This window comes from Streptomyces spirodelae (genome assembly GCF_017676385.1).
Classification (GTDB): Bacteria; Actinomycetota; Actinomycetes; order Streptomycetales; family Streptomycetaceae; genus Streptomyces; species Streptomyces spirodelae.
Genome location: NZ_JAFFZN010000005.1, coordinates 175632 through 191000 on the forward strand (window position 1 = coordinate 175632; position 15369 = coordinate 191000).

Genomic DNA, 15369 nt, shown 5'->3' on the forward strand with positions numbered 1-15369 from the left:
GAGAGGACAACGGCATCCCCTCAATCTAGCGCCACCGGGCACAGGGCGCCGCCCTGCCCACCCTGTGCATCGCGGAGCGGCGATTCAGGGGCGAGGGCATGCCCGGGTGCCCCTCCCCGGAGCCGGAGAGGGGCACCCCACGAAAAGCGGTCAGTCGCGGGCCACCTCGGCCCGCTCCGCGTCGAAGCGCCCGTCCAGCTTGGCGACGAGCCCCGTCACCTGGCGGGCGATGTCCGGCGCTGTGAGGCCGATCTCGGCCATGATCTCCTTCCGGGTTCCGTGGTCCAGGAAGCGCTCGGGAATACCGAAGTCCCGCAGCGGAACGTCCACACCCGCGTCCCGCAGCGCCTGCGCGACGGCGGAGCCGACGCCTCCGGCGCGGCTGTTGTCCTCGACGGTGACGACGACCCGGTGCTGTTCGGCCAGCGGCGGCAGTGACTCGTCGACCGGCTTGACCCACCGGGGGTCCACCACCGTGGCAGTGATCCCCTGCTTGTCGAGGAGGTCGGCGACCTCCAGGCACATCGGGGCCAGCGCCCCGACCGACACCACCAGGACATCCGCGGCCCCGGCGGCGGGCTCGCGCAGCACATCCATGCCTCCGACCCGGCGCACCGCGGGGACGGCCGGGCCGACGGCGCCCTTGGAGTACCGCACCACGGTGGGCGCGTCGTCCACCTCGACGGCCTCACGGAGCTGGGCGCGCACCTGGTCGGCGTCGCGGGGCGCGGCGAGCCGCAGGCCCGGGACGCACTGCAGGACGGACATGTCCCACATGCCATTGTGCGAGGCGCCGTCCGAGCCGGTGACCCCGGCCCGGTCCAGCACGAACGTCACACCGCACTTGTGCAGCGCCACATCCATCAGGAGCTGGTCGAAGGCGCGGTTGAGGAAGGTGGCGTAGACGGCGAAGACCGGGTGCAGGCCGCCGGTGGCGAGCCCGGCGGCGGAGACCGCGCCGTGCTGCTCGGCGATGCCGACGTCGTAGACGCGCTCGGGGAACTTCTGCGCGAAGGCGTGGAGGCCGACGGGCCGCATCATGGCCGCCGTGATGGCGACGATGTCCTCCCGCTCGCGGCCGAGCTTGACCATCTCGTCGCTGAAGACGGAAGTCCAGTCGGCGCCGGAGGACTTGACGGGCAGTCCGGTGTCGGGGTGGATGACGCCGACGGCGTGGAACTGGTCGGCCTCGTCCTGGCGGGCCGGCTGATAGCCGCGCCCCTTCTCGGTCAGGCAGTGCACCAGCACCGGGCCGCCGAACCGCTTGGCGCGCTGCAGCGCCGACTCCACGGCCGCGATGTCGTGCCCGTCGATCGGACCCACGTACTTCAGGCCCAGGTCCTCGAACATGCCCTGCGGTGCGATGAAGTCCTTGAGCCCCTTCTTGGCGCCGTGCAGCGTCTCGTAGAGGGGTTTGCCGACCACCGGGGTGCGGTTGAGGACGTCCTTGCCCCGGGCCAGGAAGCGCTCGTAGCCGTCGGTGGTCCGCAGTGTCGCCAGATGGTTGGCCAGGCCGCCGATGGTCGGCGAGTACGACCGCTCGTTGTCATTGACCACGATCACCAGCGGCCGGTCCTTCGCTGCGGCGATGTTGTTCAGCGCCTCCCAGGCCATCCCGCCCGTCAGCGCGCCGTCACCGATGACCGCCACGACATGGTCGTCACGCCCCCGCACCTCGTTCGCCTTGGCCAGCCCGTCCGCCCAGCCCAGCACCGTGGAGGCGTGCGAGTTCTCGATCACGTCGTGCGCCGACTCGGCGCGGGACGGGTAACCCGACAGGCCGCCCTTCGCGCGCAGCTTGGAGAAGTCCTGCCGCCCGGTCAGCAGCTTGTGCACGTACGACTGGTGCCCTGTGTCGAAGAGCACCTTGTCCTTCGGGGAGTCGAAGACACGGTGCAGGGCGATGGTCAGCTCGACCACGCCGAGGTTGGGCCCCAGGTGGCCGCCGGTCTTGGAGACCGCTTCGACCAGGAAGGTGCGGATCTCCTCGGCCAGGCTCTCCAGCTGCTCCGGGGTGAGCCGGTCCAGATCGCGTGGTCCCCTGATGCGGGTCAGCAACGCCACCCGTACCTCCTTGCGTCAAGCGTGATCGAACGCTGTCGAGCCGTCGTTGTCGGACCGTGCTGATTCCCCAGAGTCTAATGTTCCGCCATCACCCGGGTTCACCGGACAGTGCCATCTCACTCACACGAATGCCAGCACGCACTCGAGCCGCGGTGCATACATACGTGTAAGTGGCAGGAGTTGACTCCGCCCCCATGCACCCGTCCTCTGGCAAGCACCCCACCCGGAGGCCGTACACCCGATCGAGGGGCACATGTAGCCGATTCAGCCCTAATGCACTTATAACGGACAAGACATAACGAGACCCGTTTCGCGACTTTCGCCCCGATGCACAGGAGGCTCGATGCCGAACCGACTCAAGCGCACCCTCGCTGTCGCAGCCCTGGTTGCCGCACCCCTCACCCTGTCGCTGGCCGGCGCACCGGCCCTGGCCGCCGGCCCGTCGTCGGTCGCCGACGGCGACAAACCCGACAAGGCCGACAAGGCCGACAAGGCCGACAAGAAAGAGAAGCCGGACCCGGCGTGGAAGGAAGCGTACGAACGGCTGCACGAGCCGAAGGAGAAGTCCGAGCAGAAAGAGCTCGCGAGGGAACAGAAGGAGGCCGGGCGGTAGGGCGCCGCCGCCTCACACGTCGGTCCAGGCACGGAGTTCTTCACTCCGTGCCTGGACCGACTGCCCGGACCGACGCCTGCGCGGCTGCGCGCTGCGCCGACTCAGCGCGCTACGCCCGGCCTGCCGTTTTCTGCGTCCTGCGGGAGACGGAGTCGATCACGACGGCCGCCAGCAGGACCGCGCCGGTGATCATGTCGCGGAGCGCCGAGCCGGTGCCCAGCAGCGCCATGCCGGAGTTGATCGACTGGATGACCAGCGCGCCCAGCAGCGCGGACCAGGTCTTGCCCCGGCCGCCGAAGAGGCTGGTACCGCCGATGACGGCTGCCGCGATGCAGTTCATCAGCAGGCTTCCGGCGCCGGAGGACTGGTTGGCCGCGTTGATCTGTGACGCGAAGAACAGTCCGCCGACGGCCGCCATCGTCCCCGCGATGGCATAGACGGTGATCCGCACCATGGGCACGTTGATCCCGGCCCGCCCGGCGGCCTCACTGCTGCCGCCGACCGCGAAGACCTGGCGGCCGTAGCTGGTGCGGCGCAGCACGAAGTCACCGAGGACCACCACCCCCAGGAAGATCACCACAGCCATCGGCAACCCCTTGTAGGAGTTGAAGACGGCCGCTGCGGCGTACGCGGGTATCGCCAGCACCGCCGTACGCAGCAGGATCTCGCTGAGCGGGCGGCTGGGCACGTCCGCCGCCTTGCGTCGGCGCTGGTCCAGCAGGGAGAAGCCGAGGAAGGCCACCACACAGACGGTGGCCAGGCCCATGGCCGCCGCCTTGTCCGAGAAGTAGTAGTTGGTGAGATGCGCCACCACACCGTCGTCATCGAGGTTGATGGTGCCGCTGGGGCCGAGGATCTGGAGCATCAGACCGTTCCAGCCCAGCAGGCCCGCCAGGGTGACCACGAAGGCCGGGACGCCGATTCTGGCGAAGAAGAAGCCGTGCACGGCACCGGCCGCCATACCGGTGAGGATGGCGAGGAGGACCGCGAGGACCTCGTTCATCCCGTGGTTGATGTTGAGGACGGCCAGCACGGCGGCGGACATACCGCTGACCGAGCCGACCGACAGGTCGATCTCGCCGAGGATCAGGACGAAGACGATACCGACGGCGATCAGCCCGGTGCCCGCGCTCTGCACGAACAGGTTGCTGAGGTTGTTCGCACTCAGGAACGCCGAGTCCTGGAGCTGGAAGACCACGCCGATGACCAGCAGGCCGACGATGACCGGGATGGAGCCCAGCTCACCGGTGCGCAGCCGGCGCAGCAGATCCTCCAGATAGCCGGCGAAGCCCTGCTGGCGCACCAGCAGCCGGGGGTCGACGGTGGCGGCGGGCGCCTCCGGGGCCGCCGCCCCGTCGCTCGTGCCGTCCGGGGTCTTCGTGACGTCCACGGGTGTGCCGTCGGTCGGCGTACCTTCTGTGGGGGTGCCGGTGGTCACTTCTGCACCTCCTTTGTGGACGCGTTCTGAGCGGTGCGGGCATTACGGCGGGTGACGACGTTGTCGGTGGCACCGGTGATCGCCGAGACGATCTCCTCCTGGGTGGTCTCGCTCACCGTGAAGGTCCCGTTGTTGCGACCGAGGCGCAGTACGGCGACGCGGTCGCTGACGGCCCGTACGTCGGCCATGTTGTGGCTGATCAGAAGCACCGCCAGGTCCCGCTCCCGGAGCCGCTCCACCAGGTCGAGGACTTGTGCGGTCTGCTCGACACCGAGGGCCGCGGTGGGCTCGTCCAGGATGACGACGCGGGGCTCGCCGAGCAGCGAGCGGGCGATGGCGACGGTCTGCCGCTGCCCGCCGGAGAGCGAGGCGACGGGGACGCGGACGCTGGGTATGCGGATGGAGAGAGTGGAGAGCAGCTCGCGGGCGCGGCGCTCCATCTCCACCTCGTTCAGGATCGTGCGAGCCTTGATCTCGTTGCCGAGGAAGAGGTTGCCGACGACATCGAGGTTGTCGCACAGCGCGAGGTCCTGGTAGACGGTCGCGATACCCAACTGCTGGGCATCGTGCGGCCGTTCGATCCGTACAGGGCGACCGTCCCATTCCACGGTGCCCTCGTCGGCCGGGCCGACGCCCGCGATGGTCTTGACCAGGGTGGACTTTCCGGCACCGTTGTCGCCGACGAGTGCGACGACCTCGCCGGGGTGGATCTCCAGCTCGACATCCGTAAGCGCCTGGACGGCGCCGAACCGCTTGGAGATTCCGCGCAACGCCAGCACAGGCGTAGCGGACACGTGAATCACTCCTTATGCCCGGGGCCCCGCGGCCCCCTGCCGCCGCAGCGGCAGGGGCGCGGGCCGCCTGACGGGTCTACTTGATGCCCGCCTCGGCGCATGCCTTCTTGAACTTGGCGGTGCAGATCTCCTTGGCCGTGAAGAAGCCGGACTTGCCGACGTACTTCTTGATGTCCTCCTTGACCAGCGGCAGCGGCGTGACGATCTTCGTCGGGACGTCCTCGGTGGACTCGCTGTCGGTCTTCGAGGTGGCGATCTTGTCCAGCGACTCGCCGCGGGCCAGCGCGACGGCGAACTCGGCGGCTGCGGAGGTCTCGGGGACGTACGGCTTGTAGACGCTCATGAACTGCTCGCCGGCCAGAATCCGCTGTACGGCGTTGAGCTCGGCGTCCTGGCCGGTGACCGGGGGCAGGTTGTCCTTGTCGAAGCCGGCGCGCTTGAGCGCGGTGATGATGCCGCCCGCCATGCCGTCGTTGGCGGAGTAGATCCCGACAATGTTCTTCTTGCCGAGGGAGGAGATGGCGCCCTTCATGTTCTCGTTGGCGTTCTCCGGCTTCCACTCCTTGGTGTCGTACTCCTTGCCGATCTTCACCTTGCCGTCGAGGACGGAGTGGGCGCCCTGCTTGTACATCTTGGCGTTGGGGTCGGTGACGGAGCCGTTCATCATGACGATCTTGCCCTTGTCGGCCTTGTCGCCCAGCTCGTCGAGCAGGGACTTGGCCTGGATCCTGCCGACCCGGGGGTTGTCGACCGACGTGTACGCCTTGATCGGGCCTTCGGCGAGGCGGTCGTAGGCGACGACGGGGATGTCGCTGTCGTCGGCCTTCTTGACCGAGCTGGAGATGGACTTGGCGTCCACCGCGTCGATGATCAGCGCGTCGACCTTCTTGGCGATCATCGTGTCGACCTGCTGCTGCTGGACGTTGGCGTCCTGCTTGGCGTTGGCGTAGAGGACCTTGGTGTCCTTGCCCGCCAGTTCCTTGATCTTCTTCTCCATCAGCGGCTTGTCGAAGCGCTCGTAGCGCGCCGTCTGATTCTCGGGCAGCAGCAGCCCGATGGTCAGCGGCCCTTTCTTGGACTTGTCCTTGTCCTTGCCGTCCGCCTGATCGGCACTGCCACAGGCGGCGGTGGTGAGAGCTAGCGAGAGAGCGACGGTGCCGAGGACGATGCCGCGCAGCGCTGCGTGCATTGAGAGACCTCCCTGACGGGGCCGCGGCGGTGCGGCCGAGGTAGCGGGAAGTCAACTCGTCGGCGCTTCAGCGGTCAATAAGCTAATACTTAACGAGAAGACAACGATGCCATCTGTTGAAGCCTCGAAGGAGCGCGCCGAGCAGGCTGCCTCCACCTTCGCAGGAAGGAGCCGCGCCCCGAAGGGGCGCGGGAAACCGCTCCCCTGGGGGCCACCTCCCGACCGGGTGCGGCACCGCACCCGGCAGCGAAGCGAGACCGCAACAACGGGTCACCGTCGCAACGGTCAGGTGACAGCAGACGCCGCCGCGTCGACCAGCGTGGTGTCACCCATCTCGTTCAGTACCAGCGCCAGCGCCCCCAGCACCTCGGCCCGGCTGTCGAGTTCACCGGGCAGAACCTTCAGCTGGCGCGCCGCACTGGGGATGGCGTACCGCGCCACCGAGTCCCGTACGGGGCCCAGCACCAGGTCCCCCGCGTCGACGAGGTCGCCGCCGAGGACGACCCGCGAGGGGTTGAGGAGGTTGCACAGGCTGGCGACACCGCTGCCGATGTGCCGGCCGATGTCGGCGACGACCCGTCGGCAGCCCGGGTCGCCGTCGGCCGCCAGCCGCACCATCCCGGCCATGGTCAGGTCCGGGCCATGGCTGGAGTGCAGCAGTGGCAGCACATAGCGGGCCGCGGTGAACGTCTCCAGGCAGCCGCGGTTGCCGCAGCGGCAGACCGGGCCCGACTCGTCCAGCGTGATGTGGCCGATCTCCCCCGCGGTGCCGCCCGGTCCCCGGTAGATCTGGCCGTTGATCACCAGCCCGGCGCCGACACCGCTGGCGACCTTGATGTAGGCCAGGTCGCGGGCCCCGTGGCCGGCACCCCAGACCTGTTCCCCGAGGGCTCCGAGGTTGGCGTCGTTGTCGACGTAGACCGGGACGCCCATCCTGGCGGCGAGCTCGTCGCGGGGATTGGTACCCACCCAGCCCGGGAGGATGGCGGTGGAGCCCAGCACGCCGGTCTCCATGTCGATGGGGCCCGGCACGCCCAGGCCGATGCCGATGACCTTCGCCGGGCTGATGCCGCTCTCCCCCACCAGCCGCCGCACCAGCTGCTCGGCGCGGTCGAAGCCCTGCTCGGCCGAGGCGTCCACATCGATCGGCTCGGCGTCCTCGGCCAGCACCGTGTGCGCCAGGTTGCCGACGGCGACGCGCAGGTGCGAGTGTCCGAAGTCGACGCCGACGACGATCCCGGCGTCCGCGCTGAGCGAGACGGCGCGGGCCCGGCGCCCCCCGGAGGAGGTGGGGGTGACCTGCACGGTTCCGGCGTCCTTGAGCTCACGGACGATATTGGAGACCGTCGCGGCGGACAGCCCGGTGGTGCGGGCGATCTCGGCCTGGGTGAGCGAGCCGGCCATGCGGACGGCCCGCACCACGCGCTCGAGATTCGCCCGGTGCAGCGAGGACTGCGACCCCGGAGTCTCCACCACTGTTCACTCCCCGTTTGTCTCCAACATCTGAACCCTAAGGAGAGCCCCGGCGATTCTTCCCGTCAAGCCCTTCGAGCTCGGCTGGAAGCGGTCGGCGCTCATTTGTGATCATCATACGGAGGGAAACGGGGGAAACGCGGTGGGTCCCCGGCCCTGGAGGACCGGGGACCCGTCGGAGCTGCGGGACCTGTCAGGGACCCGGGGCACCTGTCAGGCGGCGCCCGGGACTGTCAGCGGACCGGCCACCTGTCAGGCGTCCGTACGGTCACTTCACGGAGCCCGCCGTCAGTCCGGAGACCACGTGCCGCTCGATGAAGGCGAACAGGACGATCACCGGCACGATCGCGACGACCGAAGCGGCGAAGAGGTAGTTCCACTGCACCGTGTAGGCGCCGATGAAGTTGTTGATCCCGACGGTCAGCGGCTGCTTGTCCGGTTCGGTGGAGAGCGTCAGCCCCATCACGAACTCGTTCCAGGAGGTGATGAAGGTGAAGATCACCGCGGTGACGACGCCGGGCAGCGCCAGCGGCAGCGTCACCCTGATCATCGCTCCGAAGCGGCTGGTGCCGTCCACCATCGCCGCCTCCTCCAGCTCGGCCGGGATCGACCCGATGTAGGCGGTCAGAATCCACACCGCGAAGGCGAGGTTGAACGCCGCGTTGGTGAGGATCAGCGTCCAGACCGAGTTGAGCATGTCCAGCTGGTGGAACTCCCGGTACAGACCCACCAGCAGCGCGGTCGGCTGGAACATCTGGGTGACCAGCACCAGCAGCAGGAACCACTTGCGTCCCCTGAACCGCATCCGGGCCGTGTAGTACGCGGCCGGGAGCGAGACCAGCAGCACCAGTACCGTGGCGCCGCCGGAGATCAACAGCGTCACCTGGAGGTTGTCCCCGAGCGAGGACTCCTTCCAGACGTCGATGAAGTTGGACCAGTGCAGCTTGTCCGGCAGATAGGTACGGTCGCGCAGCTCGTCCGCCGGCCGCAGCGCGGTGACGATCATCTCCAGATAGGGCGCCAGGAACAGCGCGGCGAGCAGCCAGGCGACCGCGGTGATCACCAGGGTGCGCGGCCGGAAAGTGCGCTTCGTCCGCGTCGGGCGCGGAGCACTTCCGGCGGGCTGCTTCTCGACCGGCTCGGGTCCTGCGGTCTGTGTCGCGGTCGCCATCAGTCCTCCTCGTTCCACCGGCTGACCTTCAGGAAGATCAGCACGAGTACGACGACCATCGCGAAGTTGACCACCGACATCGCCGCGGACTCGCCGATGTCCGTCTCCTTGAGCTTGTACATGAACACCGTGGTCGTCGCGGTATCACTGCCCGGGCCGCCCTGCGTCATCGCCCAGATGATCGGGAAGGAGTTGAAGACGTTGATCAGGTTGATGACCACGCCGACCAGGAACGCCGGCCGCAGCAGCGGCAGCGTGATCCCCCGGTACGTCTGCCAGGCGCCCGCGCCGTCGATCCGCGCGGCCTCGTAGACGTCCGCCGGAATCGTCTGGAGCCCGGCCAGCAGGGTGTAGGTGGTGAAGGGCAGCGAGACGAAGACCGCCACGAACATCATCCAGGGCCAGGCGGTGCCCGCCGAGCCCAGCCAGTCCTTGGACCGGTCGATGAGGCCGAGGTCGATCATCACGGTGTTGAGGACGCCGGCGGTGCGGCTGAGCATCCACTTGAAGCCGATGGCGGTCATCAGCACCGAGGCGGCCCACGGCGCGATCAGGGCCCAGCGCGTGATGCGGCGGCCCGGGAAGCGCTGGTTGAACAGCTGAGCAAGGCCCAGCGAGACGAGCATCGTCACGCCGACGACCACGACCGTCCACAGCACGGTCCAGAGGAGGACGTGCCCGAAGTCGGTCTCGTCGAAGAGCTTCTTGTACTTGTCGGTGCCGGCCGAGCCCCGCACGATCCCCGCGATGCTGATGTTCAGGAACGAGGTCCTGATCAGCTCGATGACGGGCCAGACGACGACAGCGAGAATGAGCAGGACGACGGGGGCGATCCAGGGAAGCGGGCCGAGCCGGGCCAGTCCGCCACGGGTGCGGCGGACCGGCGGGGCCTTCAATGACACGGGGTCTCCTTGCGGTGCGGGGTGGTGCTGCCGGTGAGGGGGTGCGCCCCCCTCACTGCGCGTCGCGGACTGCGGGTGTGTTGTGCCGCGCCCCTGACGGGGCGCGGTAGAGCGAGCGCAGCCGGGGGTCCGGAGGCGGAGCCCCCGGACCCCCTTTCCGCCGCAACAGCGGCGCGCCACGACGGCGAGGGTCCGGCGGAATCAATGGCGGCCCAGCCAGTACGTTCGGGGCCTAATTGTTGGCGGCGGCTTCTTCGGCCTTCTTCTGCAGGTCGCCGAGGACCTTCTTCGGGTCCTCCTTGGCCGCCTTGCCACCGGTCTTCTTGATCTCCGCGGAGACGATGTCCCAGGCGGGGTCGCCGAGCGGGTAGAACTTCGCGTTCTCCAGCTCGTCGAAGAAGGGCTTGAGGTCCTCGTGCTTGCCGTTGGACTGCATCGTCTTGAGCGCGTCCTGGGTGACCGGCGGGAAGTTGTACATCTCGTCGAACTTCAGCATCTTCTTCGAGTACACGAAGTCGAGGAACTTCTTGATCTGCTTCTGCTTGCCGCCGTCCTTGAACGCCATCATCCAGTCGGCGACGCCGAGCGTGGACTTCAGCGGCCCGTCCTTGCCGGGGATGGTGACGACGCCGTAGTCGACCTTGCCCTCCTTGGCCATCTGGACGAGGCTCGGGTGGCCGTTGAGCATGCCGACCTTGCCCGCCGCGAAGTCCGCGAAGGCTTCCTTACGGTCGGTGGTGCCCGGGTTGGAGTAGGTCAGACCGGGCTTGACCAGGTTGTCCTGGAGCCACTTGAAGGTCTCGACGTTCTTCTTGCTGTCGATGGTGTACTTGCCGCTGCCGTCGGTGTAACCGCCGCCGTTGCCCAGCTCCCACATCATCATCTCGCCCTGCGCCTCCTCGGGGCCGAGGGGCAGCGCGTAGGGGGTGTCGGCGGCCTTGGACTTCTTTATCTTCTTCGCCGCGTCGGCGAGTTCGTCCCAGGTCTTCGGCGGGTTCTTGACGCCCGCCTTCTTGAAGATCTCCTTGTTGTAGAAGAGCACCCGGGAGGAGGAGACCCACGGGATGCCGTACTGGGTGCCGTCCACCTCGCCGGCCTTGGCGAAGGAGGGGATGAGGTTCTGCTTCGTCTTGGGCGAGAGCACGTCGTCGGCCTTGTAGAGCAGGTCGTCGGCGACCTTGTCGGCGTAGCCGCCGGTCTGCAGCAGGTCCGGAACGTTTCCGCTCTGGATCATCGTCTTGACCTGCTTGTCGATGTCGTTCCAGTTGATGACCTGGACGTCGACCTTGATGTCCTTGTGCTTCTTCTCGAAGTCCTTGGCGACCTCGTCCCAGTAGATCTTGGAGGCGTTGGACTTCTTGTCGCCGTAGTCGGCGGCCACCAGTTTGATGGTGTTCTTGTCCCCGGAGCCCCCGTCGTCACCGCCACAGGCGGTGACGCTCAGTGCCATGGCGAGCACTGCGGCACCGGCCGCCACTGCTCTCTTGTTCATGTTGCTCAACCCTTCGACATCGGTGTCGACTTGCTCGCAGGTGGTACGTCACTCCGGGCGCGACCCGGTCCCCCAGGCAACGTCGGGCGAGGAGAGCCCCGAACTGCTCGGCGAGGTGATCCCCGTGCCGCTACGGCGCAGAGACTACTCACGGCATATTCCGCCGCACAGGTCTAGGCCACTTTCGTGGCCAACCTGAAATCACTGCCGGGCACCGCAGGTTCGGGCGGACCGTCCGAGGGTATGTCCGGCGCCCTACTTCAGGGCGCCCGCGGTCAGCCCCGCCTGCACCTGACGCTGGAAGACGGCATAGACCACCAGCACCGGGACCATCGCGATGGTCAGCCCCGCGAAGAGGGCGCCCCAGTCTCCCGCGTATCCCTGGGAGACCGTCAACGCCGCCAGCCCCTGCGGCAGGACGTAGTTGTTCTCGTCCTCGTTGTTGAGCAGCAGCGGCAGCAGGTACTGGTTCCACTGACCGAGGAAGTTGAAGATCCCGATGCTCACCAGCCCCGGCTTGGCCATCGGCAGCATCACCTGGAAGAACGTCCGGGTGTGCGAGGCCCCGTCGATCATCGCCGCCTCCTGCACCCCGCTGGGCAGGGTGCGGAAGAACGAGGTGAGGAAGAAGGTGGTGAACGGCAGCGAGTAGGCGATGTAGGCGATGATCAGGCCAGGGCGGGTGTCCAGCAGGGACATGTTGTCCATGATCGTGAACAGCGGGATCAGCGCCAGGATGACCGGGAACATCATGCCGCCCGCGAACAGCAGGAAGATGAACCGGTTGCCGGGGAAGGTGAAGCGGGCGATGACGTAGGCCGCCATCGAGCCCAGCAGCATGGTGCCGGTCAGCGAGCCCGCCAGGATGATCAGGGAGTTGAACGCGTACCGGCCGATCTTCGCCTCGGTCCAGGCGTTGGCGAAGTTCTGCCAGTGGATGGAGGTCGGCAGGCCCATCGGGTCGTTGAGGAAGTCCGCCGTGGGCCGGAAGGCCGTCAGCGCCACCCAGACCAGCGGACCCGCGGCCATGACGACCCACGCGATCAGGAAGGCGTGCGAGAAGACGTTCAGCACCCCGCTCTCGCCGCGCCCGGACCCCTTGGACGAGGACGCGGAGGGGGCCGGGGAGACGGACGCGGCAGCTGCGGAGGGCGGGGCGTCGGCCGACTGGTCGGTGACGGCGTCGGTGGGCATCGGTTCGGCACTCATCGCTTCGCTTCCCGCTTCTCAGTACTCGATCTGGTCACGGCGTCCGATCCTCATCACGATCAGCGTGAAGATCATGCTCAGCACGAGGAGCACCACGCCGATGGCCGTGGCATAGCCGAACTGGCCCTCCCTGAACCGCTCGTACAGGTAGACGGGGGTCACCTTCAGCGCGTGCGGCGGCACCATGATGAGTACCACCGCGAAGGCGTCCAGGGCCTGGATGCCCATATAGATCCAGCCGGTGCGCACGGTGTCCCAGATCAGCGGCAGCGTGACCCGGAAGAAGGTGGCCGCGCGCCCGGCGCCGTCCAGCAGCGCGGCCTCGTAGATGTCCTTGGGGATGGCGCCCATCGCAGCCGAGAAGAGCACCACGTAGAAGCCGACGAAGCTCCAGGCGATCACCGCCATGGTGGAGAACAGCGCCAGCTTGTAGTCGCCGCCCAGCCAGCGCTGCTCCAGGCTCTCCAGGCCCACGGAGCCGAGCAGACCGTTGAGCAGGCCGCTGCGGGAACTGTAGACCTGCTGCCACACAACGGCGATCAGCGCGATGGACAGCACCTGCGGGAAGAAGTAGACGATCTTGTAGACCGAGGAGCCTGCCACGCCCGAGACCGCCCGGCCCCTGCGGTGCCGTCCACCTGCGGTGATCATGTAGGCGAAGAAGATGCCCAGCGTCAGGGTGATCAGCGGAACGACGACCAGGAGCAGCAGGCTGGACTGCAGCGAGTCCCAGAACTTCTCGTCGTTCCACATCTTCACGTAGTTGTCGCCGCCGACGAAATTCGCCGTGGTGCCGCCCGCCCAGTCCGTGAACGAGTAGTAGATCGCCTGCAGGAACGGGGAGATGACGAAGACCGCGTAGAAGAGCAGCGGCAGGGCCAGAAAGCCCACGATGAACCGGTATTTGTCCAGCGTGCGGTATCTGCGGTCGTTGCGCACCCGCTCCGGGGTGAACCGGGGCGGCAGGACGACGGCCATCGCGAAGGCCAACTGGCTGCTCGTCCGTGCTCGCCCGGAAGGCCGCTTCCCGCTCGTCTGCCCGCCCGTGGCCGGCCGTGTCTCAGTCTTCACGCCGCTCCGATTCTCCCCGGGGCTCCGCCGCCACCCCGTCCGCTCAGGACTTCTTGATCTTCGTGACGTCGGGGTCCTTGGCGGTGCGGTCGGCAGCCTTCTGCATCGCGCTCGTGGCCTCCTTCACCGAGGTCTCGCCGTTCATGAACTTCCCGATGACCGCGTCGAAGTCCACCCGCCACAGATCGGCGTACCACTCCTTGAAGAACGCGATCACGATGTTGTCGCCGGCGGCCTTGACCGCCTGCTGCGCGCTGTTCACGCCAGGCGGCAGTTTCATACCGTCGATGGCGCCCTTGACCACGGGCATCGAAGAGACCTCACGGAAGAGGTTCACCGCGGCCTTCTTGCTGTACATCATCCGCATCCACTCCAGGCCGCCCTGCCGGTTCGAAGCCTTGGCCGGGATGATGTACGGCTCGCCGGGCGGCGCGTAGAGGGTGCCGAAGGGCATCGCGTCGCCCTTGTCGAGAGAGGGCGTCGCACCGACCCGCATCTCGAAATCCTTGGGCGTGGTGTCCTTCGCCTCGTTCTCCACCCAGGAGCCGTCCGGAATGAAGACGGCCTTGCCCTTCGTCCAGGCGGTCTGCGCCTCGATATGGGCGTTCTTGCCGTCGAAACCGGTCAGCACGTACTTCTTGGCGAGCAGTTCCTCGTAGGCTTCGAAGACCTGCTTGACCGCGTCGGTCTTCCAGGCGTTCGGCTCCAGGTAGTCGAAGGCGTCCAGCTGCTTGCGGCCGCCCGCCTGGCCGAACATGGCGTACATGCTGAAGAACATGTAGCGGGGGTGGCCCGCCGGGTACGTCCAGCCGTGCAGCCCCTTCTTCTTGGCCTTCTTGCAGAGGGCCAGCATGTCGTCCCAGGTCTTCGGGTACGCGGTCTCCAGCTTCTCGCGGAGCATCGTGTCCGAGTACCAGATGCCGTAGACGGTCTGGGCGATGTTGAGCTGATAGCAGGCGTCGCTGCCGAACTGGCCCATCTCCAGGACGCCGGGCACCAGAGTGTCGCGCACCTTGACGTCCGGGTCGTCCCAACTCGGTGCGTCGAGCAGTTCGGTCACATCGCTGACCTGCTTGTTCTTGACGAGCTTGGAGATGGACATCATCTCGGCGCCGGAGTTGTTGACCACGTCCGGCGGGTCGCCCTTGATGATCCGCGGCTGAACCTGAGTGGCGATTCGCTCGGTCTTCTTCTGGTCGAGCTCCGCCTTGGGATACTGCTTCTCGTACATGTCGCTGACGAAGCGCGCGTACTTGTCGTCGTATCCGCCGTTGAAGACGTAGACCTGCAAAGCGGCGTCTTTTTTGACGGAGAGCGGGTTCTCGGCCGACTTCTTGCCCTTCTCGGCCTTCTTGTCGTCGCCGCCACCGGTGGCGCAGGACGTCAGCGAGCCGAGGGCCGGCACGGCGAGCAGTCCGGCCGCGGTGGCCTTGACGACATCGCGACGGTTGACGCTGTTGGTTCCCATGCTCAAGTCCTCGCCTTCTCCAGGACTCAGGCGGTGTACCGGTCTCCCGTCAACTCGCCACCGGCGAAGGGCCCGACACCGCGGGTCAGTGCAAGCTGGGTGGTGCGGTGGTACGGATCTTGCGGATGGTGCGCCAGTGAAGCGGCGCCCGCGCGCGGGTACCGTTCAAGGTGGGACAGGTATAGTCCACTCTTCGCCACCTGGGCAAGATCGAGAACGTTCCGGCCCGCCATCTTTCCCGAGTTGAGACCTGTGCGGATTTCCACTTCTTCCGACATCTCCAACTCCCTTGACACCAGGGCGTTTACGTACGTTACTGGTCGCTGAAATCCACAATCTGACAACGTTGTCGGCCTGTTTGAGAGGTCCGCGTGCGCCGCAGCCCCCTGCCGTCCTGTCCCCGGTCCGCCCGCGAGGCCCTCGCCGCAATGAGCCGCTCGGCCTCGGTCCTCTCCGGCGCGGGGGTGCCGTTGGCGGTGATCCGC

13 protein-coding genes are annotated in these 15369 nt (G+C 67.3%); 1 reads left to right on the plus strand and 12 read right to left on the minus strand.

The window, feature by feature from the left end; genetic code table 11:
- Positions 1 to 150 precede the first annotated feature (150 nt).
- A complete protein-coding gene (dxs, locus tag JW592_RS08330; protein ID WP_209264277.1) occupies positions 151 to 2064 on the minus strand; it encodes a 1-deoxy-D-xylulose-5-phosphate synthase in 1914 nt (637 codons plus the stop codon).
- A gap of 343 nt (positions 2065 to 2407) precedes the next feature.
- Between dxs and JW592_RS08335 the strand changes: the two genes are divergently transcribed.
- Entirely contained in the window at positions 2408 to 2677 is a 270-nt protein-coding gene (locus tag JW592_RS08335) for a hypothetical protein (protein WP_209264278.1), read from the plus strand.
- 109 nt (positions 2678 to 2786) lie between these two features.
- On the opposite strand, the gene JW592_RS08340 is transcribed toward JW592_RS08335, so the two are convergent.
- The 11 genes from JW592_RS08340 to JW592_RS08390 all read right to left on the minus strand — a co-directional run bounded on the left by JW592_RS08340 (position 2787) and on the right by JW592_RS08390 (position 15162).
- Positions 2787 to 4115: a sugar ABC transporter permease gene (locus JW592_RS08340; protein ID WP_209264279.1), complete on the minus strand. Its 1329-nt coding sequence runs from the start codon at positions 4113 to 4115 to the stop codon at positions 2787 to 2789.
- Positions 4112 to 4918, minus strand: a complete 807-nt coding sequence (locus tag JW592_RS08345; protein WP_209264280.1) for an ATP-binding cassette domain-containing protein — start codon at positions 4916 to 4918, stop codon at positions 4112 to 4114. The genes JW592_RS08340 and JW592_RS08345 overlap by 4 nt, the downstream gene beginning before the upstream one ends.
- A 67-nt stretch (positions 4919 to 4985) precedes the next feature.
- Positions 4986 to 6098, minus strand: coding sequence for a substrate-binding domain-containing protein (locus JW592_RS08350; RefSeq protein ID WP_209264281.1), 1113 nt, complete (start codon positions 6096 to 6098; stop codon positions 4986 to 4988).
- A gap of 285 nt (positions 6099 to 6383) precedes the next feature.
- Entirely contained in the window at positions 6384 to 7571 is a 1188-nt protein-coding gene (locus tag JW592_RS08355; protein ID WP_209264358.1) for an ROK family transcriptional regulator, read from the minus strand.
- Between the two features lie 268 nt (positions 7572 to 7839).
- Complete coding sequence (locus JW592_RS08360; protein ID WP_209264282.1) at positions 7840 to 8742, minus strand: carbohydrate ABC transporter permease; 903 nt, start codon at positions 8740 to 8742, stop codon at positions 7840 to 7842.
- Positions 8742 to 9644, minus strand: a complete 903-nt coding sequence (locus tag JW592_RS08365; protein ID WP_209264283.1) for a carbohydrate ABC transporter permease — start codon at positions 9642 to 9644, stop codon at positions 8742 to 8744. Before JW592_RS08365 ends, JW592_RS08360 begins: the two co-directional genes overlap by 1 nt.
- Positions 9645 to 9876: 232 nt before the next feature.
- On the minus strand, positions 9877 to 11136 hold the full coding sequence (locus JW592_RS08370; protein WP_209264284.1) for an extracellular solute-binding protein: 1260 nt from the start codon (positions 11134 to 11136) through the stop codon (positions 9877 to 9879).
- 255 nt (positions 11137 to 11391) lie between these two features.
- On the minus strand, positions 11392 to 12345 hold the full coding sequence (locus tag JW592_RS08375) for a carbohydrate ABC transporter permease (protein ID WP_209264285.1): 954 nt from the start codon (positions 12343 to 12345) through the stop codon (positions 11392 to 11394).
- A gap of 18 nt (positions 12346 to 12363) precedes the next feature.
- Positions 12364 to 13416 (minus strand): carbohydrate ABC transporter permease, encoded by a 1053-nt coding sequence (locus tag JW592_RS08380; RefSeq protein WP_307805330.1) that lies wholly within the window; start codon positions 13414 to 13416, stop codon positions 12364 to 12366.
- A 43-nt stretch (positions 13417 to 13459) separates the two neighbouring features.
- The gene (ngcE, locus tag JW592_RS08385) at positions 13460 to 14884 is read right to left on the minus strand and encodes an N-acetylglucosamine/diacetylchitobiose ABC transporter substrate-binding protein (protein ID WP_209264286.1); all 1425 of its coding nucleotides are present in this window, start codon (positions 14882 to 14884) and stop codon (positions 13460 to 13462) included.
- A 26-nt stretch (positions 14885 to 14910) separates the two neighbouring features.
- The gene (locus JW592_RS08390; RefSeq protein WP_209264287.1) at positions 14911 to 15162 is read right to left on the minus strand and encodes a hypothetical protein; all 252 of its coding nucleotides are present in this window, start codon (positions 15160 to 15162) and stop codon (positions 14911 to 14913) included.
- Positions 15163 to 15369 lie beyond the last annotated feature (207 nt).

Bases quoted from the DNA above. Each gene is read 5' to 3' on its own strand.
- JW592_RS08335 (WP_209264278.1), top strand. From the start codon at position 2,408: ATGCCGAACCGACTCAAGCGCACCCTCGCTGTCGCAGCCCTGGTTGCC.
- JW592_RS08350 (WP_209264281.1), bottom strand. From the start codon at position 6,098: ATGCACGCAGCGCTGCGCGGCATCGTCCTCGGCACCGTCGCTCTCTCG.
- JW592_RS08360 (WP_209264282.1), bottom strand. From the start codon at position 8,742: ATGGCGACCGCGACACAGACCGCAGGACCCGAGCCGGTCGAGAAGCAG.
- JW592_RS08370 (WP_209264284.1), bottom strand. From the start codon at position 11,136: ATGAACAAGAGAGCAGTGGCGGCCGGTGCCGCAGTGCTCGCCATGGCA.
- JW592_RS08375 (WP_209264285.1), bottom strand. From the start codon at position 12,345: ATGAGTGCCGAACCGATGCCCACCGACGCCGTCACCGACCAGTCGGCC.
- ngcE (WP_209264286.1), bottom strand. From the start codon at position 14,884: ATGGGAACCAACAGCGTCAACCGTCGCGATGTCGTCAAGGCCACCGCG.
- JW592_RS08390 (WP_209264287.1), bottom strand. From the start codon at position 15,162: ATGTCGGAAGAAGTGGAAATCCGCACAGGTCTCAACTCGGGAAAGATG.